We start from the raw sequence: 20,797 nt of genomic DNA, 5'->3' as shown, positions 1-20,797 counted from the left end.
GTCGTGGATCCGATCGCTGGATTCCGGCCCCGGCGGGGGCGGACGATTTCGAGCACCCACCCATGCCGGTCTCCGCCCCCGGCCAGATGTTGGTCCGTGGGCGGCGACCTGCCCAGCTCGAGGAGTTCTGTTGAGGCAACGGATTCTCGTGTCCGCCCTGGGCGTCGGCGCACTAGCCGTCGCGGGTCTGACAGCACAAGGGGCCGTCGCGGCCCCCACCCCGTACACCGCGGGCAAGCACGCGGCCAAGGTCTGCTCGGCCACCAAGGCCGCGCACACCGCGACGTGCAACGCGGAGAAGTTGGTGAACGACAAAGGTGTCGCGCCGGCGTCGACCACTCCGCCGTCGACCGGGCTCACCCCGGCCGGCCTGCGGGACGCGTACAAGCTCAACGGCCTGAGCGCCGGCGGCCGCACAGTGGCGATCGTCGACGCCTACGGCTACCCAAACCTGGAGCGCGACCTCGGCGTCTACCGCTCCCAGTTCGGCCTGTCCGCGTGTACGACGGCCAACGGATGCCTGCGGATCATCAACCAGACCGGCGGTACGTCGTTGCCGCGGTTCAACGCGGGCTGGGCCGGTGAGCAGGCCCTCGACGTCGACGCGGTCTCGGCCGCCGCACCCGATGCGAAGATCGTCGTCGTCCAGGCCAACTCGGCCAGCTTCGCCGACCTCGGCACCGCGGTCGTGACGGCGTCCAAGCAACCGGGTGTGGTCGCGATCTCGAACAGCTACGGCGGTGGCGACGCCTCCGACGCGACGTACGGCAGCTACTACAACCACCCGGGCATCGCTGTCACCGCATCGACCGGTGACAACGGCTACCAGGGCGGCAGCTACCCGGCCTCGTCGTCGTACACGACAGCCGTCGGCGGTACCTCGCTTGTTGCGGCAAGCAACAGTCGTGGCTGGAGCGAGACGGTGTGGGATGGTGCCGGCTCGGGTTGCTCGACGTACAACACGGCGCTGAGTGCGGCCGCGAGCTTCGGCACCGGCTGCTCGAAGCGGGCGATGGCCGACGTGTCTGCCGCCGCCGACCCGGCCAAGGGCGGCATGGCGATCTACTACCCGACCAGCAAGACAGCGTCGACGTGGGCGCAGTTCGGCGGGACCAGTGAGGCGGCGCCGATCATCGCTGCGGTCTACGCGCTGTCCGGCAACACCAGCGGGTACGCGAACGCACTGCCGTACGCGCACCCGGGCTCGCTGTTCGACGTGACGAGCGGCAGCAACGGGACTTGCCCGACGACCCAATGGTGCACCGCGCGCACCGGCTGGGACGGCCCGACCGGGCTCGGCACTCCGAACGGAGCCGGCGCCTTCTAAGCGAACGGGCGGACCCTCCCGCGATTGGGGTCCGCCCGTTCTAGGGGTAGGTCCAGGTCCACCTCTCGAGTGGAGGTGACGCTCCTGATCCACGGCTGTGCAGTGCCGAGGATCGAGTCATGACAACCACGACCACCGCGCGGCCGGACGCCGTACCGACTCTTCCTGGCAAGCCACGACGGCTGCACCGGCCGTTGCTCTGGGTCTCGATCGGGCTGGCCGCCACGACACTGGTCGCGATCGGCGGCGCGCTGTTCGACGACCGGGTCCTGCTTGGGCACCCGATCTGGATGAAGCCGCTGAAGTTCGCGATCAGTCTGGGGATCTACTGCGTGACGCTCGCCTGGATGTTGTCCCTGCAGACCAAGGCCCGGCGGCTCGGCTGGTGGATGGGCACGGTTGTGGCTGTGGGTGTCGCGGCCGAGATGGTGCTGATCGCCGGGCAGGTCGTGGTCCGTGGCCGGCAGTTGCACTTCAACATGTCGACGCCGACCGACCAGCTGATCCACAACATCATGGCGACCACGATCTACCTGGTGTGGGCCGCCGTACTGGTGGTCGCGGTCCAGTTGTTGTTCGACAAGCCCGGCGACCGGGCGCTGCGCTGGAGCATCCGGCTGGCCTTGGGTACGACGCTCGGCGGCATGCTGCTCGGGAACCTGATGTTCAGGGTGACTCCCGCGCAGGGAAGGGAAGCTGCCGAGGCAGGCAACCAACTGCACTTCGGGTCGCACTCGGTCGGCGTCGAGGACGGTGGGGCCGGACTGCCGATCACCGGCTGGAGCACACAGGCCGGGGATCTGAGGATCGGTCACTTCCTCGGTGTGCATGCGTTGCAGGCGATCCCGCTGGTTGCCCTCGGCCTCGTTCTGCTCGCCCGCCGCTATGCGATCCTGCGGCCGGAGGGTCCGCGGACCGCACTGGTCTTCGTCGGCGCGGCGTCGTACGCAGGCCTGATCTGGCTGGTCACCTGGCAGGCGCTGCGGGGTGAGTCGGTCGTGCATCCGGGCGGCGCGACACTCACGGCGGGAGCTTCGTGGCTGGGTGCAACCATTCTGCTTTCCCTCCTAGTACTGTTCCGGGCACGAAGGACATCCCTCGTCTCCACCCCGTACCGGTGATTTTCCTTTCTCGGGAACCTCTCTGCGGCCTATGGTCGCCCCCGGACGGATCGTGGAGGGCGATCCGCGCACCCAACTCCATGGAGCGTTGCAGTGACCACATCACGCAGAGGGCGAGGGCTCCTGGCAGCCACCGCTGTCTCCGCAGCCACTGTGCTGGTCGTGACCGCCGCCGGCGGTGCCACGGCCGCGCAGACCGCCGGCCCGGACCAGGGCTCGTCGGCCCGCTGGACGGCTTCCTGACCGGCCGGAGCGCCAAGAAGGCCCAGGACATCGCGCTGAACTACGTGCAGGCGCACCCCGAGGTCTTCAAGCTCTCCGAGGCCGACCTGGCCACGCTGAAGCTGCGCAAGGACTACGTCGACGACCTCGGTACCCACCACGTCTTCTGGTCCCAGGTGGTCGACGGCGTCGAGGTGTTCGGCAACGGCCTGAAGGCCAACGTCACCAAGAACGGCCAGCTCATCTCGGTCATGGGCGCCCCGGTGGCCGGCCTGACCTCGCAGGCGCAGGGCCGGTCCGCCGCGGCCGCGCCGAGCCTGACCGCGGCGGAGGCTCGCACCGCCGCGGCCAAGGACATCGGCGGTACGGCGAAGTCGGCGACCGCGAAGTCCACCGGCGCCGACACCAAGTGGAGCAACGGCGACACCGCCAAGCTGGTGTGGTTCCACACCGCGGACGGCCTGCGCAAGGGCTGGATGACCTACGTCAACACCGGCGGCACCAAGATCTACACGCACGTGATCGACGCCCAGACCGGCGGCCTGCTGTACCGCCGGAACCTGTCGAGTGACGGCCTCGGCGACGCTCTCGTGGCGGACAACTACCCGGGCGCCGCCAAGGGTGGCACGCAGCGGGTCGAGAACCTGGTCTACAACAAGTGGCTGCCGAAGAACGCCAAGAGCCTGCTCGAGGGCACCTCGGTGGCCGCCTTCGCGGATCTGAACGACGACAACCAGCCGAACGCCGGCGAGACGGTCAAGGTGCCGGGCACCAAGACCACCGCCGAGTTCACGCTGGTCTCGTTCCCGAACGCCGCGTCGTCCTGCTCGACGTCGTTCATCTGCACCTGGGACCCGGCCAAGCCGGACTCCTGGAAGACGAACATGAACCAGGACGTCACCAACGCGTTCTACCTGGCCAGCAACTTCCACGACTGGCTGGCCAAGCCGCCGATCAGCTTCACCCCGGCGGCCGGCTCGTTCGACGCCGCGGGCGGTGACCCGGTCCTGCTGAACGCCCTCGACGGTGCGGCCACCGGCGCCGACGGCGGGCCGGACGCCAACCACGACAACAACGCGAACATGAGCACCCCGCCGGACGGCACCCCGCCGACCATGCAGATGTACCTGTTCAAGGGCGGGTTCGTGCCGAGCAGTTCGTCGAGCTCGGCGGACATCCTCTACCACGAGTACACCCACGGCCTGTCGAACCGCCTGGTCGTCGACGCCACCGGCAACTCGACGCTGAACAGCATCCAGGGCGGCTCGATGGGCGAGGCCTGGAGCGACTTCTACGCGCTCGACTACCTGGTCTCGCACGGCCTGGAGAAGGACACCACCGCGCCGGGCGAGGTGCTCGAGGGCAAGTACGTCACCAACGGCGGCTCGATCCGCACCCAGGCGATCGACTGCCGGGTCAAGTCCGTCAGCCCGAACTGCGTCCAGCCGGACGGTTCGAAGGGCGGCTACACGTACGGCGACTTCCCGACGATCGGTGGATCGCCCGAGGTGCACACGTCCGGTGAGGTCTGGGCGCAGACGCTGTGGGACCTGCGGGAGCGGTTCGGCCGCAGCTACGCGGTCAGCCTGATCACCCGGGCGATGGAGTTGTCGCCGGCCGACCCGACCATGCTCGACATGCGCAACGCGATCGTGCAGGCCGACCTCGTCGCCAGCGGCGGCAAGAACGCCGGCATCATCTGGACCGTCTTCGCCAACCGCGGCATGGGCTGGTACGCCGGTGTCGTCGACGGCGGCGACGCGTTCCCGGCGGAGGACTTCCACAAGCCGCCGACAGGTGCGACCACGACCCTGACCGGGACCGTGACGGACAAGGACACCGGTGCTCCGGTGGCCGGCGCGCTGGTGTACATCGGCGGTCACGCCTCCGGCTACGCGGGTGACTACTCCAGCGTGACCGACGCGACCGGCAAGTACACCATCACCAACGTTGCCCCGGGCACCTACCCGAAGGTGGTCGTGGCCGGCGCCGGCTACGAGCTGATCGTCCAGAAGGTGACCGTCAACGCCGGTGGCAAGGCCGACTTCGCGCCGCGCCGCAACTGGGCGGCCACCTCCGGCGGCGGTTCGGTGACGGACTTCAACGGTCCGGACTACACCGACTTCGGCTGCGGCCCGGGTGGGGCGATCGACAACGCCCAGGGCACCGGCTGGGGCAGCACCACCGGCGACGACAACGGCACGCCGACCGGCGTGATGGTGCCGAAGCACGTGGTCGTCAAGCTGCCGGAGAAGGTCGACATCAGCGCGTTCAACGTCGACCCGTCGAACACCTGCGGTGACCCGGAGGACGCGGCGACCGGCCAGTACCGGATCGAGACCTCGGCCGACGGCACCACCTGGGCGACCGCCCATGAAGGCACCTTCACCGCGGCCAACGTCGGCAAGTACAACCTGCTCACCCCGAGCGGCAACGCGACCGACGTCCAGTACGTGCGGATCTGGCTGCTCAGCCCGCAGGTCCCGGACTTCGCCACGAACTGCCCGGCGGGCGGCTACGCCGTCTGCCAGTTCACCGACCTGACCGAGCTCCAGGTCTTCGGCACCAAGTAACCTGCGTCACCCCGCGAAGGCCGGTCGAGCGTGCACCGCTCGGCCGGCCTTCCGACGTTCGAAGGACTCCGAGGGCACCGCCGCCCAGGCCGTGGCCACCCCAGGAATCCCGAACCGTTCCTTCGACGCCCGCCCCACGGACCGCGGCCTCCAGCGCTGACCGTCAGTCCGTTCCGGACGGTTTGGCCGGCGGCACCGTCTGCGCCCACTCGGCCCAGTCGGCAAGCGCCGAGTAGAGCCGGATGCCGGCTTCAACGGTGACTCGAAGCGACTGGGTCTGTGGGCTGTAGCCGAAGTCCCCGCGGTCCTTGGCGGCCGCGTACTGGCGGTACTGCTCGGCCAACTGGTTGTAGAAGCGCGCCTCGGCCTGCAGATGTCTCTGCAGGTCGACGGCGTCCATCAGCCAGAAGAAGAGGGACCGGAGCAGTGGCTGCAGCCGCATGGTGTGATCCACCTCGACCTCGGTCAGCCAGCGCTTGACCTCGGCGAGACCCGCGTCGGTGATCTTGTACGCCTTCCGCCGCCGCGGTCCCTCGCTCTCCACCTCGACCAGGCCTTCGCTCGCGAGCTTCCCGAGCTCGGCGTAGATCTTCGGGTGCTGCGCCGGCCAGATCGACCCCAGCACCTCGGTGAACCGCCGGGCCAGGTCGTACCCACTGGCCGGTCCCTCGGCGAGCAGCCCGAGCAGCCCGTGCCGCAACGACATGCCGCCTCCTTCGTCATCGTCCTGCGAGAAGCATCTTGACATGTCCCTGCGGACATGTGCATGCTCGCATATGTCCCTTGGGACATGTCCAGGGGAACATTTGACCCCAAGGAGCGGGAATGCCAGACAGTCAGCAACGCGGTGCGGTCCTCGTCACCGGATCGACCGGCGGCATCGGCGCCGCCACGGTCGCGGCGCTGCGCCGCCGCGGGTTCACCGTGTACGGCGGGGTGCGGCAGACCTCCCGTGATTCCACGACGCGCGAGGTGCTCCTCGATGTCGCGGATCCGGAGAGCGTCGCCGCGGCGGCCAAGCAACTCGCCGAGGAGGTCGGTGGGTTGCGTGCCGTGGTCAACAACGCCGGCGTGATCGTGCAGGGGCCGATCGAGTTGGTGCCGGCCGACGAGTGGCGGCGGCAGCTGGAAGTGAACACGCTCGGCCCGGCGTCCGTCGTACGGGAGTTCCTGCCGCTGGTGCGGGCCGGCGCGGGGCGGATCATCAACGTCAGCGCGCCGACCGGGCGGGTCGCGTTTCCGCTGCTCGGTGCGCTGTCCGTCAGCAAGGCGGGGTTGGAGGCGTTGTCGAACGCGCTGCGACTGGAGCTTGCCGCATGGGGCATCCCGGTCGTCGTGGTGGAGCCGGGATCGACCGCGACCGCGATCTTCACGAAGGCGGGCGTGGCCGAGCAGGAGGCGCGCGGCCGGCTCGACGCCGACCGGGTCGCGCTGTACCGCCCGCACCTCGACGCCTACGCCAAGGCGGCCGACCGATTCAAGCCGGGGCCGGTCGAGAAGGTTGCCGACGTCATCGTCCGTGCCGTCGAGGCTCGTCGCCCCAAGCGCCGCTACACCGTCGGCGACGCCCGCACCCTGGGCGCCATCCTGACCAGACTCCCCGCCGGCCTCCGAGACAAGGCGGTGACCAGCGCGCTGGGCCTGAACGGACTCAAGGCGTGAGCACGGTCGTCCTGATCGGCGCCACGTCCGGCCTCGGCCGGCAGGCCGCCGAGCAACTGGCCGGGCATCGTCTGTTCCTGATCGGGCGGGATCCGGACCGCGCGGCCGCGCTGGCCAAGCGGTTGCCTGATGCAACAGTGATCGCGGCGGACGTGTCGGTGCTGTCCGGGGTGGAAAGGGTGGCTGCCGTGATCTCGTCGGCCACCGAACGGGTCGACGTACTGGTGAACAACGCCGGGGTGATGACGCCGTCGCGGCAAGTCAGTGCCGAAGGGATCGAGCTCAACCTCGCGGTCCACCACCTCGCGCCGTGGTCCGTGACGGCGCTGCTGCTGCCACTGATTCCGGCGGGCGGCCGGATCGTCAATGTGAACTCCGAGGGACATCGTTCGCCGATGCGAGGCGGTGTGGTCCGGATCGACCCGGCGCGGCTGGAGGACGGTCCGGCCGAGTTCGACCCGTTCCTCACCTACAGCCGGTCGAAGCTGGCCAACCTGCTCTACACCTATGAGCTCCAGCGTCGCCGACCGGATCTGAGCGTGGTCGCCGTCCATCCAGGTGTCGTCCGGACGAGCCTCGGTCGTCAGTTCCCGCGGTTGCAGGTCGCGGCCATCCACGCGTTCGCGCTCTCCGCGCGCCGCGGTGCCGAGCCGGTCGTCCGGCTGGCCGTCGGGTCCGAGCGGCCGAGCGGGTACTACGACCGGTTCACGCCGGTCCGGTCGTCGGCAGCCTCGTACGACGAGGACCTGGCCCGCCGGGTCTGGCAGGCGACCGCGGAGCTGCGGCCGTACGCCGGACGGGCTGACCACATCGTGGACGCGGAGAAGTAAGTCGATCGAATTGGTTTAGTTTCACGGGGTGGATGTTGTGGCTCAGTGGTCGTCGCCGCGCCGCTCAGGTGGGCGGGGCGGCGACCGAGCCGCGCTCGATCAGGGTCGGGACGACGGTGGTACGGCGGACCCGGCGGTTGGTGTCGACCGCAGACGTGACCCGCGCCACCACGTCGGCGACCAGCTCGTCGAGCGGCCAGTGGAAGGTGGAGAGCGGCGGCGTAAGCAGTTGGCTCAGCGGCTGGTCGTCGTACCCGAGCAGGGAGAGGTCTTCCGGGACTCGGAGGCCGAGCTCGCGACTGGCGGCGTACACACCGAAGGCCATCGAGTCGGCGAGCGCCAGGATGCCGGTCGGGCGCGGGGTGCTGCTGAGCAGCTCGCGGGCGACCTCGGTGGCGCCGGGAAGGTCGTGTGGGCACGGGATGATGCGGACCTTCAGCTTGAGGCCGGAGGCGACCCGCTGAGCGATCTCCTCGGCCGGGCGCTGGATCTCGAAGCGGTGCGACGGGCTGAGCACCGCCACGGTCCGGTGTCCAGCGTCGGCCAGGCGACGCAGCGCCGTACTGACTCCGCTCTCGTTGTCGAAGATCACCTCGGACTTCGCCTTCGCTCCGGGCAGCGCGTCACCGATCGCAATGACCGGGGCCTGCTGGGCGATCTTGGTCCAGCCCTTCGCGGCCGGGTTGACCGGGATCACGACGATCGCGTCGGCGCGATGGTCGACCAGGTGTTGGGCGAGCTCGAGCTGACGGTCGGCGTCGCCGGCGGAGTCGATGATCCAGGCGTTCCGGTCGGGCGCCAGCAGCTCCCGGCCGAGCGCTGCCGCGAGACGTTGCTGCCAGAGGTCCTCGAGGGAGGCGCAGAGCACGCCGACCGAGCCACTCTTGCCGGAGGCGAGAGCTCGAGCGACCGGGTCCGCTTGGTATCCGAGCCGCTCGGCGGCGTCTTGGACCCGCTGGATGGTCTCCGGCGTCCCGTGCAGTCCGCGCAGCGCGTAGGACACCGCTGCCATCGACAGACCGGTCTCCGCGGCGATGTCCTTGAGGGTCGGCCTCCGGGCATTTCCGGACATGTCTCGAACCCTAGGGCATGGCTCGGACAGAAACTTGACAACCGGTCCTTTGAAGCGCTTCACTCTACACATCCTGAAGCGCTTCAATCTGATCAGGTCCGGGAGGTGAAGCCGTGATCGACGTCCACCAGCATCTGTGGCCGGCGGAGTTCGTCGACCGGCTCCGCGCTCGCCGTACGGCGCCGTACCTCGACGGCTGGACGCTGCACACCACGACCGAAGCGCCGTACGAGTGCGACCCGGCCGCGCATGCGATCGACAAGCGGGTGGCGATCGAGCAGGACGCCGGTACGGCGCTCGCCGTGGTGTCGCTGTCGAGTCCGCTGGGTGTCGAGCAGCTCGGCGATCGTGCGCTCCTCGACGCGTGGCACATCGGCGGGGCCGCACTGCCGGAGCCGTTCAAGGCCTGGGCGTCGATCAGCCTGCTGGAGCCCGATCTTCAGGACCTGCAATCCCTGCTGACCAACGGATTCCTCGGTGTACAGCTGCCCGCGCATGTCCTCGGCACGCCGGCCGGATGGGCTGCGCAGGCTGAGCTGCTGGCGATTGCCGAGCGGCTGAACAAGCCGATCCTCGTCCACCCGGGCACGGCCGAGCCGGTCGACGCGGCTCCTGGCTGGTGGGCGCCGGTCGTCGACTACGCGAACCAGTTGCAGGCCGCATGGTGGGCCTGGCACGCGTACGGCGGCCGACGCGAGTTCCCGCAGTTGCGGCTGTGCTTCGTCGCCGCGGCCGGCCTCGCGCCGGTGCACCACGAACGGCTGGCCGCCCGCGGCGGTCGGCTCGGCACCATCGACCCCAACCTGTACGTCGACACCTCGAGCTACGGCCCGCAGGGGATCGACGCGGTCGCGCGGGTCCTCGGCATCGACCAGGTCGTGCATGGCACCGACCGGCCGTACGCCGGGATCACCGACCACCGCCAAGGCGCCGCCGCGACCGCGGTGATCCGCCACGACAACCCGCACCGGCTCCTGTACGGGGCCGGGAAACCATCTCCTGAGAGGGGAGTGCAGTGACTGCTCAGCCCATCGACGTCCCGAACGTCCCGGCGCGCCAGCCCAGCCGGCTTGTGGATCTCAACAACTGTCTTTCGCTGGACGACCTTCCGGGCCGGGACCTCGATCCGCAGGAGCTGTCCGAGTTGGCGTCGTCCATCGCCGCGCAGCCGCACCTGTGGGAGGACAAGGTCGCCTACAGCGACGAGGAGCGGGTGTTCGCCTCGCTGCACCGCGACGCCAACGTCGACGTCTGGCTGATCTGCTGGACGCCGGTCAACGACACCGGCTGGCACGACCACGACGTCTCCTCGGGCGCGGTCGCGGTCGCCAAGGGCAAGCTCGTCGAGCACAACCTGGCCATCGGCACCGAGTCGATCGAGACCGAGGTGGAAGCCGGCGACGTCTACGGCTTCGGCCCCGACCACATCCACCGCCTCACCGGCCTCGACAAGGGCAGCGTCACCGTCCACGCCTACAGCCCCCCGCTCTGGCGCATGGGCCAGTACTCCGTCAAGGACGGCGTCCTCCGCCGAGTCTCCGTCTCCTACGCCGACGAACTCCGCCCGTTGGACTGAACCCTCTTTGCCAGCACACCCATTCTCTGACTATGGTCAGAGGATGGGTGTGGCTGAGGTTCGGCGGTTCAATCGGGTGGTCACTCAGCGGGTGGGGGCGTTGAGTGATGCGTACATGGCTCGGGATCGGTCGTTGGGGCAGGCTCGGGTGTTGTGGGAGATCGGGGACGGGAGTGATGTACGGGCGTTGCGGGCTCGGCTGGATCTTGATTCCGGGTACTTGAGTCGGTTGTTGCGGTCGTTGGAGGGGGACGGGCTGGTCCGGGTCGAGCCGAGTGGGGTGGACGGGCGGGTGCGGATCGCGCGGCTGACCAAGAGGGGAGCGGCCGAGCGGCGGGTGCTGGACGAGCGGTCGGACGAGTTGGCGGCGTCGATCCTGGCGCCGTTGAGCGAGGCGCAGCGCGAGCGGCTGGTCGCGGCGATGGACGACGTGGCCCGGTTGCTGACCGCTTCGATGGTGGAGGTCGCGATCGTCGATCCGCGGCAGCCGGAGGCGGCGTACTGCGTGCAGTCGTACTTCGACGAGCTCCGCGACCGGTTCGACCAGGGCTTCGACCACACCCGGAGCATCTCGGCGGACAACGCCGAGCTGACGCTGCCCTCCGGGTTGCTGCTGGTCGCGACGCTGCACTCGGAGCCGGTCGGCTGCGGGGCCCTGAAGTTGCACGGCGACGAGCCCGCGGAGATCAAGCGGATGTGGGTGTCACCCGACGCGCGCGGCCTCGGGCTCGGACGCCGGCTGCTGACCGAGCTCGAACGCGAGGCGGTCGCTCGGGGCGCGAGCGCCGTACGGCTCGAGACCAACCGGAACCTGGTCGAGGCGATCAGCCTGTATCGCGCGTCCGGCTACACCGAGGTTCCCGCGTTCAACGACGAGCCCTACGCCCATCACTGGTTCGAGAAGTCCTTGAAAGCCTGAACCCGCGGGGGGGCCGACGGGCCTCCTCCCAGCGCAGCTGCATGTTCCCGGCCAGTTCCTCGAACCACCGGCTGCTCCATTCCGGGGACCCTACCGACCGGGATGTCACTTGTTTGTCGGTTCCTCATCGATCCAGGCCGATGCGTGTGTTGGCGGGGTCGGCAGGGTAGACATGAGGGCAGTACTGACACCCGGGGGCGGGGACTAGTGGAGTGGAGGGGGACGTATGGCGTTTGCGATCGCGCCGTTGAATCCGGCGATCCTGCCGGCGGCTGCGGGCAACTACACGCACGGCGTGCAGGTGGACGGCGCCCGGCGGATGGTGTTCGTCAGCGGTCAGGTGCCGTGGGGCAACGAGCACGGGCGGGTGCCGGAGAGCTTCGAGGCGCAGTGCCGGATGGTCTGGCGGAACGTGCTCGCTGTGCTGGCCGAGGCCGGGATGGGCGTCAAGAACCTGGTGAAGGTGACGACCTACCTGTCGGACCGGCAGTTCCGGGCGCTCAACTCGAAGATCCGCGAAGAGGTCCTCGGCGACCACGCACCCGCACTCACGGTCATCATCTGCGACATCTACTCGGAGAACTGGCTCCTGGAGATCGAGGCCGTTGCGATGGCGTGACCGGTCCACCGGGTTCGCAAGTGGCTATGGATTCAAGGCTGTCAGGAACTTAGCGTCGGGCGCATGAGGATCAGGGTGGTCGACGCGTTTGCGGAGCGGGCTTTCGGCGGGAACCCGGCGGCGGTGTGCGTGCTGGCGGCCGGTGAGTGGCCGGACGCCGGGTGGATGCAGGACGTCGCGGCGGAGATGAACCTGTCCGAGACCGCCTTCGCGCGGCCGTCCGAGCAGTCCGACGCGGACTGGGACCTGCGCTGGTTCACGCCGACGATCGAGGTCGACATGTGCGGGCACGCCACCCTCGCGACCGCGCATGTGCTGGCCGGCGACGGGCTGGTCGGTGGGAAGGTCCGGTTCAGCACGCGCAGCGGCATCCTGCTCGCGTCCGTCGGCGACGCGATCACGCTCGACTTCCCGATCTCGCCGACCACGGAGATCGCCGTACCGGATGGTCTGGTCGAGGCGCTCGGCGTGCAGCCGGAGAGCGTCCACAGCACCGGTGCGCTGACCGACGTACTCGTGGTGCTTCCGGACGAGGCCGCAGTACGGGCGATCACCCCGGACGTCGGCGCAGTGGAGGCGGTCAACCGCCGCGACGGCAACCGCGGGACCATCGTCACCGCGCCGGGGCAGGAGTACGACTTCGTCTCGCGGTTCTTCGCGCCCGCCGCCGGCATCCCCGAGGACCCGGTCTGCGGCAGCGCGCACACCGCGCTGGCGTCGTACTGGGCTGGGCGCCTCGGACGGGACGACCTGGTCGGCTACCAGGCCTCCGACCGAGGCGGTGTCCTGCATGTCACCGCAGCGGGCGACCGCGTCTACCTGAGCGGCAGCGCGGTCACCACACTGGACGGTGAACTTCTGATGAGGCCGTGACCTAGGCCCAGGTCTCCGCGTGGGTGGCGACGCCGTTCGGGGCGATGAGCTCGGTGACGACGTCCTCGGCGTCCGCGTCCAGCGGCTCGAACGGGTGCTCCGGTACGACGTACGCGCGGGCGCCGGCCACCATCTCGATCCCCGGCAGCTCGAACCACGCCTCGCCGACCTCACGGCTGATCTCGTAGATCGCCTGCTCGGCCGAGTCGACCGGGTCCTTCTCGCCGGTCTCGTCCAGCTCGGCCGGGTGCCGCTCCTGCGCGGCGCGGCCGGCCTCGAGCAGCGCGTCCAGGTCGACCACGCGCAGGTCGAAGCGTGACACCACGCTGATCACCTGGTCCTGCTCGACCTCTTCGTCGTCCTCGTCGTCGGCGCTGTCCTCCAGCAGCAGCGGCGCCGTACCGGTGTGCTCGAAGACGGCGTCGTTCCAGCTCTCGACGAGCTCCTCGAGCGCCGCATTCTGGTCGTAGATCGCGGTCTGCTCCTCGTCGCCGGTCATCGCCAGCAGGGCCTCGGTGTGGGCCTGGAGCCGCTCCGCCAGCCGGCGGCTCGCCTCGGCGAGCGCCTCCCGGGTCTCCGCGGAGAAGAACTGCTCGGTTGGGGCGATATCCAGTTCAGTCACTAGCTGTTCTTCCCTTATCAATCAGTGGGCTGGTGATTGCCAGCCGTAAGTATGCGGACTCGCCGCCTGCTCACGAAGTTCTGTCCGGAATCCGTGGCGTGAGAGGCCTGTCAGAGGTTCCGTGCGGCGCTGTGAGAGGACTGTGAGAACTCTCCTGAGCAGGCAGCCAGCGGTGTGCAGTGGGTCCATGAGCAATTTCGCTGTGAGGTGGCGTCGTCATGTCTGACGTGATCTACCTCGCCGTCACCGTCGTCGTCTTCGCGGCCGTCTGGCTCGCGCTGCGTGGAGTGGAGAAGTTGTGAGCGCCGAGAACATCGCCGGCCTGGTGGTCGCGGCGGGCCTGGTCCTCTACCTCGTCGCCGCCCTGATCTTCCCCGAGAGGTTCTGATGTCCGACACCGCAGCCGGCCTGTTACAGGTCGGCCTCCTCGTCGCGCTCCTGGCTGCTGTGTACCGGCCGTTCGGCGGCTACATGGCGCACGTCTACACGTCCGACAAGGACCTGCGGATCGAGCGCGGCGCGTACAAGCTGCTCGGGGTCGACCCGAAGGCGGACCAGACCTGGGCCGTGTACGCCCGGTCGCTGATCGCCTTCTCCGCCCTCGGCGTCGTCCTGCTCTACCTGCTGCAGCGGCTGCAGTCGCAGTTGCCGCTGTCCAACGACCTGCCCGGGGTCGAGTCCGGCCTGGCGTTCAACACCGCCGCGTCGTTCGTCTCGAACACCAACTGGCAGTCGTACGTCCCCGAGGTCACGATGGGCCACCTGGTCCAGTTCGCCGGCCTCGCGGTGCAGAACTTCCTCTCCGCGGCCGTCGGCATCGCCGTCGCGGTCGCCGTCATCCGCGGCTTCGCCCGGAGCAAGACCGACCGGCTCGGCAACTTCTGGGTCGACCTGACCCGGACCGTGCTGCGGGTGCTGCTCCCGATCGCGATCGTCGGCACGCTGGTGCTGGTGGCGATGGGCGTCGTCCAGAACTTCTCCGGTGGTCACGAGGTCACCTCGGTCGTCGGCCAGTCGCAGACCATCCCGGGCGGCCCGGTGGCGAGCCAGGAAGTGATCAAGGAACTCGGCACCAACGGCGGTGGCTACTACAACGCGAACTCGTCGCACCCGTTCGAGAACCCGAACCCGCTGTCCGACCTGTTCGAGATCTTCCTGCTGCTGGTGATCCCGGTCTGCATCACTCGCACCTTCGGCGTGATGGTCAAGGACAAGCGGCAGGGCTACGCGATCCTCGGTGTGATGGGCGTCCTCTGGGCGGCCTTCACCTTCTCGGCCACCTTCTTCGAGAACCAGGGCGCCGGTACGGCGACCCAGGCCGCCGGCGCCGCGATGGAGGGCAAGGAGACCCGCTTCGGCGAATGGGCGTCAGCTCTCTTCGCGACCTCGACGACCGGTACGTCGACCGGTGCGGTCAACTCGATGCATGACTCGTTCACCCCACTCGGTGGCGGTACCGCGCTGTTCCACATGATGCTGGGCGAAGTATCGCCAGGTGGTGTCGGCACCGGTCTGTACGGCATGTTGGTGCTCGCTGTGCTGACGGTCTTCGTGGCGGGCCTGATGGTCGGCCGCACGCCGGAGTACTTGAAGAAGAAGATCACCGCCCGCGAGATGAAGCTGGTCTCGCTGTACATCCTGACCACGCCGACCCTGGTGCTCGCCGGTGCCTCGATCGCGATGGGCCTGGCAGTGGCGCGGGCCTCGATCTGGAACACCGACAGTCCGCACGGCTTCTCCGAGGTGCTCTACGCGTTCACCTCGGCCGGCAACAACAACGGCAGCGCGTTCGCCGGCATCAGTGCGAACATCCCCTTCTACAACACCGCGCTCGGCCTGGTGATGCTGCTCGGCCGGTTCGTGCCGATCGTGCTCGTGCTCGCGCTGGCCGGCTCGTTCGCCAAGCAGGCGCCGGTGCCGGTGACCCAGGGCACGCTGCCCACGCACAAGGCGCTGTTCGTGACCATGCTGGTCGGCGTCGTGCTGATCGTCACCGGGCTGACCTACTTCCCCGCTCTCACCCTCGGACCCCTCGCGGAGGGACTGTGACCACGCTCGTCAAGACCCCTCCTCCGGCCCCGGAGAAGGTGGCGAAGAAAGCGCCGTCGGGTCTGTTCGACCCGAAGATGCTGCTGACCTCCCTGCCGGACGCGCTGCGCAAGCTCGACCCGCGGGTGATGGTCAAGAACCCGGTGATGTTCGTGGTCGAGGTCGGCGCCGTCGCGTCGACGATCATCGCCGTCACCGACTCCAGCGTGTTCGTCTGGTGGATCGTGGTCTGGCTCTGGCTGACCGTCATCTTCGCCAACCTGGCGGAGGCGGTCGCGGAGGGCCGGGGCAAGGCCCAGGCCGAAACGCTGCGGCGGGCCAAATCCGAGACCACCGCGCGCCGGCTGGTCGGCGATCGCGAGGAGGAGGTGCCGGCCACCCGGTTGCAGCTCGGCGACCTCGTCGTGGTCGAGGCCGGTCAGATCATCCCCGGCGACGGTGACGTGGTCGAGGGTGTGGCCAGTGTCGACGAGTCGGCGATCACGGGCGAGTCCGCGCCGGTGATCCGCGAGTCCGGCGGTGACCGCAGTGCGGTCACCGGCGGGACCAAGGTGCTGTCGGACCGGATCGTCGTGAAGATCACCACCAAGCCCGGCGAGAGCTTCATCGACCGGATGATCGCCCTGGTCGAAGGCGCGTCCCGGCAGAAGACGCCGAACGAGATCGCGCTGAACATCCTGCTGGCCAGCCTCACCATCGTGTTCATGGTCGCCACGGTCACGTTGCCGACGTTCGCGTCGTACGCGAAGACCGACCTGAGCATCGTGATCCTGGTGGCCCTGCTGGTCTGCCTCATCCCGACCACCATCGGCGCGCTGCTGTCCGCGATCGGTATCGCGGGGATGGACCGGCTGGTCCAGCGCAACGTGCTGGCGATGTCCGGCCGCGCGGTCGAGGCGGCAGGCGACGTGAACACACTGCTGCTCGACAAGACCGGCACCATCACGCTGGGCAACCGGCAGGCGTCGGAGTTCATCCCTGTCGAGGGGGTGACCGACACCGAGCTCGCGGACGCGGCCCAGCTGTCCAGTCTGGCCGACGAGACGCCGGAGGGCCGGTCGATCGTCGTACTGGCGAAGACCGGGTACGGACTGCGGGAACGGCACACCGGCGAGCTGCCGCACGCCCATTTCGTGGAGTTCACCGCGCAGACCCGGATGAGTGGTGTGGACGTGGACGGTCGGCAGGTCCGCAAGGGCGCGGCCGGTGCGGTCAACGCCTGGATCAGCAATCAGGGCGGTACGACGGACCGGCAGCTCGGCGAGATCGTCGACGGGATCTCGGCCTCCGGCGGAACGCCGCTGGTGGTTGCCGAGAGCGTCGACGGGAAGGCTCGCGCGCTCGGCGTCATCCACCTCAAGGACGTGGTCAAGGAAGGGATGCGGGAGCGGTTCGACCAGATGCGTGCGATGGGCATCCGGACCGTGATGATCACCGGTGACAACGCGCTGACCGCGAAGGCGATCGCCGAGGAGGCCGGGGTCGACGACTTCCTGGCCGAGGCGACGCCCGAGGACAAGATGGCGCTGATCAAGAAGGAGCAGGAGGGTGGCCGGCTGGTCGCGATGACCGGCGACGGCACCAACGACGCGCCGGCGCTGGCCCAGGCCGACGTCGGGGTGGCGATGAACTCCGGTACGTCGGCCGCGAAGGAGGCCGGCAACATGGTCGACCTCGACTCCAACCCGACCAAGCTGATCGAGATCGTCGAGATCGGCAAGCAGTTGCTGATCACCCGCGGTTCGCTGACCACGTTCTCGATCGCGAACGACGTGGCCAAGTACTTCGCGATCCTGCCGGCGTTGTTCGCGGCGGCGTACCCGGGGCTGGACAAGCTGAACATCATGCAGCTGCAGACGCCGGAGTCGGCGATCGTGTCGGCCATCGTGTTCAACGCCCTCGTCATCGTGGCGCTCGTACCGCTCGCCTTGCGGGGTGTGCAGTACAAGCCGTCCTCGGCCTCGGCGATGCTGCGCCGCAACCTGCTGGTGTACGGCGTCGGCGGCCTGATCACGCCGTTCGTCGGTATCAAACTCCTCGACCTGGTGATCTCGCTGATCCCGGGTATCGGCTGAAAGGCTGTTGTTCATGGCAAGCAATCTGCCCGGCTCGGTCCGGCAGTTCGGAGTGGCGATCCGGGCGCTGCTGTTCTTTACCATTGCCCTCGGCATCCTCTACCCGCTGGTGATGACAGGGGTGGCCCAGGCGCTGTTCAACGACAACGCGAACGGCTCGATCGTCCAGGTCGACGGCAAGGACACCGCGTCCGACCTGATCGGGCAGGCCTACACCCAGGACAGCGGCAAGAAGGACGACGAAGGCAACCCGATCATGGTCGCGGACCCGAAGTGGTTCCAGACCCGGCCGTCCGCGGTCGACTACGACGCGATGGGCAGCGCGGGGTCCAACTACGGACCCAACAACGCCGATCTGCTCGCGGCGATCGAGGAGCGGAAGAAGGCGGTCGCGGAGCTCGAAGGCGTGGACCCGTCACAGGTTCCGCCGGACGCGGTCACCGCCAGCAGCAGCGGCCTCGACCCGCACATCAGCCCGGCCTACGCCGCGCTGCAGGTCAACCGGGTCGCGCGGGAGCGCGGCCTGGACGTGGCCAAGGTCCAGGAGCTGGTGAAGGAGAACACCGAGGGCCGGACCCTCGGATTCCTCGGTGAGCCCCGGGTCAACGTCGTCACGCTCAACAACGCTCTGGCTGCGCAGGGCTGACCTGAGAGCATAGGGGTATGAGCAAGAGCGGCCGCGGGCATCTGCGGATCTACCTGGGTGCCGCGCCCGGCGTCGGGAAGACCTACAAGATGCTGGGCGAGGGACAGCGGCGGATGTCCCGCGGCACCGACGTGGTGGTCGGATTCGTCGAGACCCACGGCCGCGAGCACACCGCGGAGATGCTCGACGGCCTGGAACTGGTACCGCGGCGCATCATCGACTACCGCGGCGCCAGCTTCACCGAGATGGACATCGACGCCGTCCTGGCCCGCCGGCCGGACGTCGCGCTGATCGACGAGATGGCGCACACCAATGTGCCGGGCAGCCGGAACGAGAAGCGCTGGCAGGACATCGAGGAGATGCTGGCCGTCGGGATCGACGTGATCTCGACGGTCAACATCCAGCACCTCGAGTCGATCAACGACGTGGTCGAGAAGATCACCGGCGTACCCCAGCAGGAGACGATCCCGGACCGGGTGGTCCGGTCCGCCGACCAGATCGAACTGGTCGACATGACACCGGAGGCTTTGCGCCGCCGGATGGCGCACGGCAACGTCTACGCCGCCGACAAGGTCGATGCCGCACTGGGCAACTACTTCCGGGTCGGCAACCTGTCCGCCCTACGCGAACTCGCGTTGCTCTGGCTCGCCGACCGGGTGGACGCCGGCCTGCAGCAGTACCGTGCCCAACATGACATCGAGTCGACCTGGGAAGCCCGCGAACGTGTCGTGGTCGCCCTCACCGGCGGCCCCGAAGGCGAGACCCTGATCCGGCGTGCCGCCCGCATCGCCGCCAGGTCCTCCGGAGTGGACCTGCTCGCAGTCCACGTCGCCCGCTCCGACGGCCTGACCGGCGCGAACCCGAAACGGCTCGCCGAGCAGCGCAAACTGGTCGAGAGCATCGGCGGCACCTATCACCAGGTGGTCGGTGACGACGTCCCGGGCGCGCTGCTGACGTTCGCCCGGGCCGAGAACGCCACCCAGTTGGTGCTGGGCGGCAGTCGCCGGTCCCGGTTCGGCTCCCTGTTCACCGGCCCTGGCATCGGGGCGACCACGATCCGCGACTCCGGCGACATCGACGTCCATATCGTCACCCACGCCGAGATGGGCCGCGGCCGGCTGCCCCGATTGCGCGGCAGTCTGTCCCGGCGCCGCAAGATCCAGGGCTTCGTGCTGTCGGTCCTGCTGCCGCCGGTGCTGGCCCTGCTGCTCGGTCTCGGCGGCGACAACCTCAACCTGACCAGCAACGTGCTGGCGTTCCTGTTCGCCGTGGTCGTCGTCGCGCTGGTCGGCGGGTTGTGGCCTGCGATGGTGACCGCGATCGGCGGCTCTGTCGTCCTCAACTACTTCTTCACCCCGCCGACCCGGACCTTCACCATCGCGGAGCTCAACAACGCGCTCGCGCTGGCGATCTTCGTGCTGGTCGCGGCCATGGTGAGCTCGGTCGTCGACCGGGCGGCCAGACGGACCCGACAGGCCGCCCGAGCGGCCGCCGAGTCGGAGACGCTGGCGACACTGGCCGGGTCGGTACTGCGCGGCGAGACCGCGCTGCCCGCGTTGCTCGAGCGCGTTCGCGAGGCCTTCGGGATGACCGGCGCCTGCCTGATGGAGCGCGTGGACGACGACGAGCTGACCGAGCAATGGCGCCCGCTGGCCTCGGCCGGCACGCTGACCTGCAGCAGGCCGGAGGAAGCCGACGCGGAGATCCCGGCCCGCGACGATCTGGTCCTGGTCCTGCAGGGCCACCAGTTGGCCGCGGACGAACGGCGGCTGGTCGGAGCCTTCGCCGATCACGCGGCTGCCTTGGTCGACAGGGCCCGGTTGAGCGAAGCCGCAGCCGAGGCGAAGCCGCTGGCCGAGGCCGACAAGCTCCGTACGGCGTTGCTCCGTGCCGTCGGCCACGATCTCAGGTCACCCCTCGCCTCGGCGAAGGCGTCGGTGACCAGCCTGCGTAGTGACGACGTCGAGTGGAGTGAGTCCGAGCGGGCCGAGCTCCTGGAGACTGCGGACGAGTCGCTGGACCGGTTGTCGCGACTGGTGGACAATCTGCTCGACCTGAGCCGCCTGCAGGCCGGCGTACTGCCCGTCTTCACCCGTCCGATGGCCTTGGACGAGGTGATGCCCGGCGTGCTGACCGAGCTCGGTGACGACGGGGACAGCGTGATCGTGGACATCCCGCACACGCTGCCGCTCGTCGAGGCCGATCCGGCCCTGCTGGAGCGCGTGATCGCCAACCTGGTGGCGAACGCGATCCGCTACTCGCCGCCGGGGCGGTCGCCGCTGCTGACCGGGAGCTCACTCGGCGAGACCGTCGAGATCCGGGTGGTCGATCGCGGACCGGGGATCCCGCAGGAGGACCGGGACCGCGTCTTCGCGCCGTTCCAGCGGCTCGGCGACACCGACAACACCGTCGGCGTCGGGCTCGGCCTGGCCCTGGCCCGCGGTCTCACCGAGGCGATGCAGGGCACGCTGCAGCCGGAGGACACCCCCGGCGGCGGGTTGACCATGGTGGTCGCAATCCCGGCGGCGACCCTGCGGCCGGCCGACGCGCCGGTCCCAGGCGCCCGGGAACGCTCCGCACCGGAGGTGCATGAATGACAGGCCGGGAGGCC

The 20,797-nt window shown here is 69.0% G+C and carries 18 protein-coding genes; 15 read left to right on the top strand and 3 right to left on the bottom strand.

The genetic code is table 11. The annotated features are described in order from the left end of the window. Positions 1-130 precede the first annotated feature (130 nt). The 3 genes from ACIBL3_RS01320 to ACIBL3_RS01310 all read left to right on the top strand — a co-directional run bounded on the left by ACIBL3_RS01320 (position 131) and on the right by ACIBL3_RS01310 (position 5,243). Complete coding sequence (locus tag ACIBL3_RS01320; protein ID WP_396351157.1) at positions 131-1,327, top strand: hypothetical protein; 1,197 nt, start codon at positions 131-133, stop codon at positions 1,325-1,327. Between the two features lie 119 nt (positions 1,328-1,446). Next, on the top strand, positions 1,447-2,448 hold the full coding sequence (locus tag ACIBL3_RS01315) for a hypothetical protein (protein WP_396351156.1): 1,002 nt from the start codon (positions 1,447-1,449) through the stop codon (positions 2,446-2,448). An 80-nt stretch (positions 2,449-2,528) separates the two neighbouring features. Further along, the gene (locus ACIBL3_RS01310) at positions 2,529-5,243 is read left to right on the top strand and encodes a M36 family metallopeptidase (RefSeq protein ID WP_396351155.1); all 2,715 of its coding nucleotides are present in this window, start codon (positions 2,529-2,531) and stop codon (positions 5,241-5,243) included. Between the two features lie 163 nt (positions 5,244-5,406). Here ACIBL3_RS01310 and ACIBL3_RS01305 read toward each other — a convergent pair whose 3' ends face one another. Then, complete coding sequence (locus ACIBL3_RS01305; RefSeq protein ID WP_396351154.1) at positions 5,407-5,949, bottom strand: helix-turn-helix transcriptional regulator; 543 nt, start codon at positions 5,947-5,949, stop codon at positions 5,407-5,409. A 119-nt stretch (positions 5,950-6,068) separates the two neighbouring features. On the opposite strand from ACIBL3_RS01305, the gene ACIBL3_RS01300 reads away from it, so the two are divergent. Both ACIBL3_RS01300 and ACIBL3_RS01295 read left to right on the top strand, forming a co-directional pair. Beyond that, on the top strand, positions 6,069-6,905 hold the full coding sequence (locus ACIBL3_RS01300) for an SDR family NAD(P)-dependent oxidoreductase (RefSeq protein WP_396351153.1): 837 nt from the start codon (positions 6,069-6,071) through the stop codon (positions 6,903-6,905). Continuing rightward, entirely contained in the window at positions 6,902-7,735 is an 834-nt protein-coding gene (locus tag ACIBL3_RS01295) for an SDR family NAD(P)-dependent oxidoreductase (protein ID WP_396351152.1), read from the top strand. Before ACIBL3_RS01300 ends, ACIBL3_RS01295 begins: the two co-directional genes overlap by 4 nt. Positions 7,736-7,799: 64 nt before the next feature. Here ACIBL3_RS01295 and ACIBL3_RS01290 read toward each other — a convergent pair whose 3' ends face one another. Next, complete coding sequence (locus ACIBL3_RS01290) at positions 7,800-8,807, bottom strand: LacI family DNA-binding transcriptional regulator (protein ID WP_396351151.1); 1,008 nt, start codon at positions 8,805-8,807, stop codon at positions 7,800-7,802. A 113-nt stretch (positions 8,808-8,920) separates the two neighbouring features. On the opposite strand from ACIBL3_RS01290, the gene ACIBL3_RS01285 reads away from it, so the two are divergent. The 5 genes from ACIBL3_RS01285 (at position 8,921) to ACIBL3_RS01265 (ending at position 12,794) form a co-directional block, all read left to right on the top strand. Continuing rightward, positions 8,921-9,826 (top strand): amidohydrolase family protein, encoded by a 906-nt coding sequence (locus tag ACIBL3_RS01285; protein ID WP_396351150.1) that lies wholly within the window; start codon positions 8,921-8,923, stop codon positions 9,824-9,826. After that, a complete protein-coding gene (locus ACIBL3_RS01280; RefSeq protein WP_396351149.1) occupies positions 9,823-10,383 on the top strand; it encodes a cysteine dioxygenase in 561 nt (186 codons plus the stop codon). Before ACIBL3_RS01285 ends, ACIBL3_RS01280 begins: the two co-directional genes overlap by 4 nt. Before the next feature lie 43 nt (positions 10,384-10,426). Then, the gene (locus ACIBL3_RS01275) at positions 10,427-11,302 is read left to right on the top strand and encodes a GNAT family N-acetyltransferase (protein ID WP_396351148.1); all 876 of its coding nucleotides are present in this window, start codon (positions 10,427-10,429) and stop codon (positions 11,300-11,302) included. A 226-nt stretch (positions 11,303-11,528) separates the two neighbouring features. Then, positions 11,529-11,921 carry a RidA family protein gene (locus tag ACIBL3_RS01270; protein ID WP_396351147.1) on the top strand — a complete coding sequence of 131 codons (393 nt, stop codon included), beginning with the start codon at positions 11,529-11,531 and terminating at the stop codon, positions 11,919-11,921. Between the two features lie 63 nt (positions 11,922-11,984). Then, positions 11,985-12,794: a PhzF family phenazine biosynthesis protein gene (locus ACIBL3_RS01265; RefSeq protein ID WP_396351146.1), complete on the top strand. Its 810-nt coding sequence runs from the start codon at positions 11,985-11,987 to the stop codon at positions 12,792-12,794. A gap of 1 nt (position 12,795) precedes the next feature. Here the strand turns inward: ACIBL3_RS01265 and ACIBL3_RS01260 are convergent, their stop codons facing one another. Next, positions 12,796-13,416 carry a hypothetical protein gene (locus ACIBL3_RS01260; protein ID WP_360514631.1) on the bottom strand — a complete coding sequence of 207 codons (621 nt, stop codon included), beginning with the start codon at positions 13,414-13,416 and terminating at the stop codon, positions 12,796-12,798. 298 nt (positions 13,417-13,714) lie between these two features. Between ACIBL3_RS01260 and kdpF the strand changes: the two genes are divergently transcribed. Genes kdpF through ACIBL3_RS01235 form a run of 5 tightly spaced genes read left to right on the top strand, consistent with a single transcriptional unit; the run spans position 13,715 to position 20,783 of the window. Beyond that, on the top strand, positions 13,715-13,804 hold the full coding sequence (gene kdpF, locus ACIBL3_RS01255; protein WP_396351145.1) for a K(+)-transporting ATPase subunit F: 90 nt from the start codon (positions 13,715-13,717) through the stop codon (positions 13,802-13,804). Continuing rightward, entirely contained in the window at positions 13,804-15,465 is a 1,662-nt protein-coding gene (gene kdpA / locus ACIBL3_RS01250; protein WP_396351144.1) for a potassium-transporting ATPase subunit KdpA, read from the top strand. The genes kdpF and kdpA overlap by 1 nt, the downstream gene beginning before the upstream one ends. A 38-nt stretch (positions 15,466-15,503) precedes the next feature. Next, on the top strand, positions 15,504-17,540 hold the full coding sequence (gene kdpB / locus ACIBL3_RS01245) for a potassium-transporting ATPase subunit KdpB (RefSeq protein WP_396352292.1): 2,037 nt from the start codon (positions 15,504-15,506) through the stop codon (positions 17,538-17,540). Positions 17,541-17,553: 13 nt separating this feature from the next. Beyond that, a complete protein-coding gene (locus ACIBL3_RS01240) occupies positions 17,554-18,186 on the top strand; it encodes a potassium-transporting ATPase subunit C (protein WP_396351143.1) in 633 nt (210 codons plus the stop codon). Between the two features lie 17 nt (positions 18,187-18,203). After that, a complete protein-coding gene (locus tag ACIBL3_RS01235; protein WP_396351142.1) occupies positions 18,204-20,783 on the top strand; it encodes a DUF4118 domain-containing protein in 2,580 nt (859 codons plus the stop codon). The last annotated feature ends 14 nt before the right edge of the window (positions 20,784-20,797 follow it).

This window comes from Kribbella sp. NPDC050124 (assembly GCF_044460355.1).
Taxonomy (GTDB): domain Bacteria; phylum Actinomycetota; class Actinomycetes; order Propionibacteriales; family Kribbellaceae; genus Kribbella.
The sequence above is the reverse complement of the archived record's forward strand: the minus strand, read 5'-3'. Positions and strand labels throughout refer to the sequence as shown.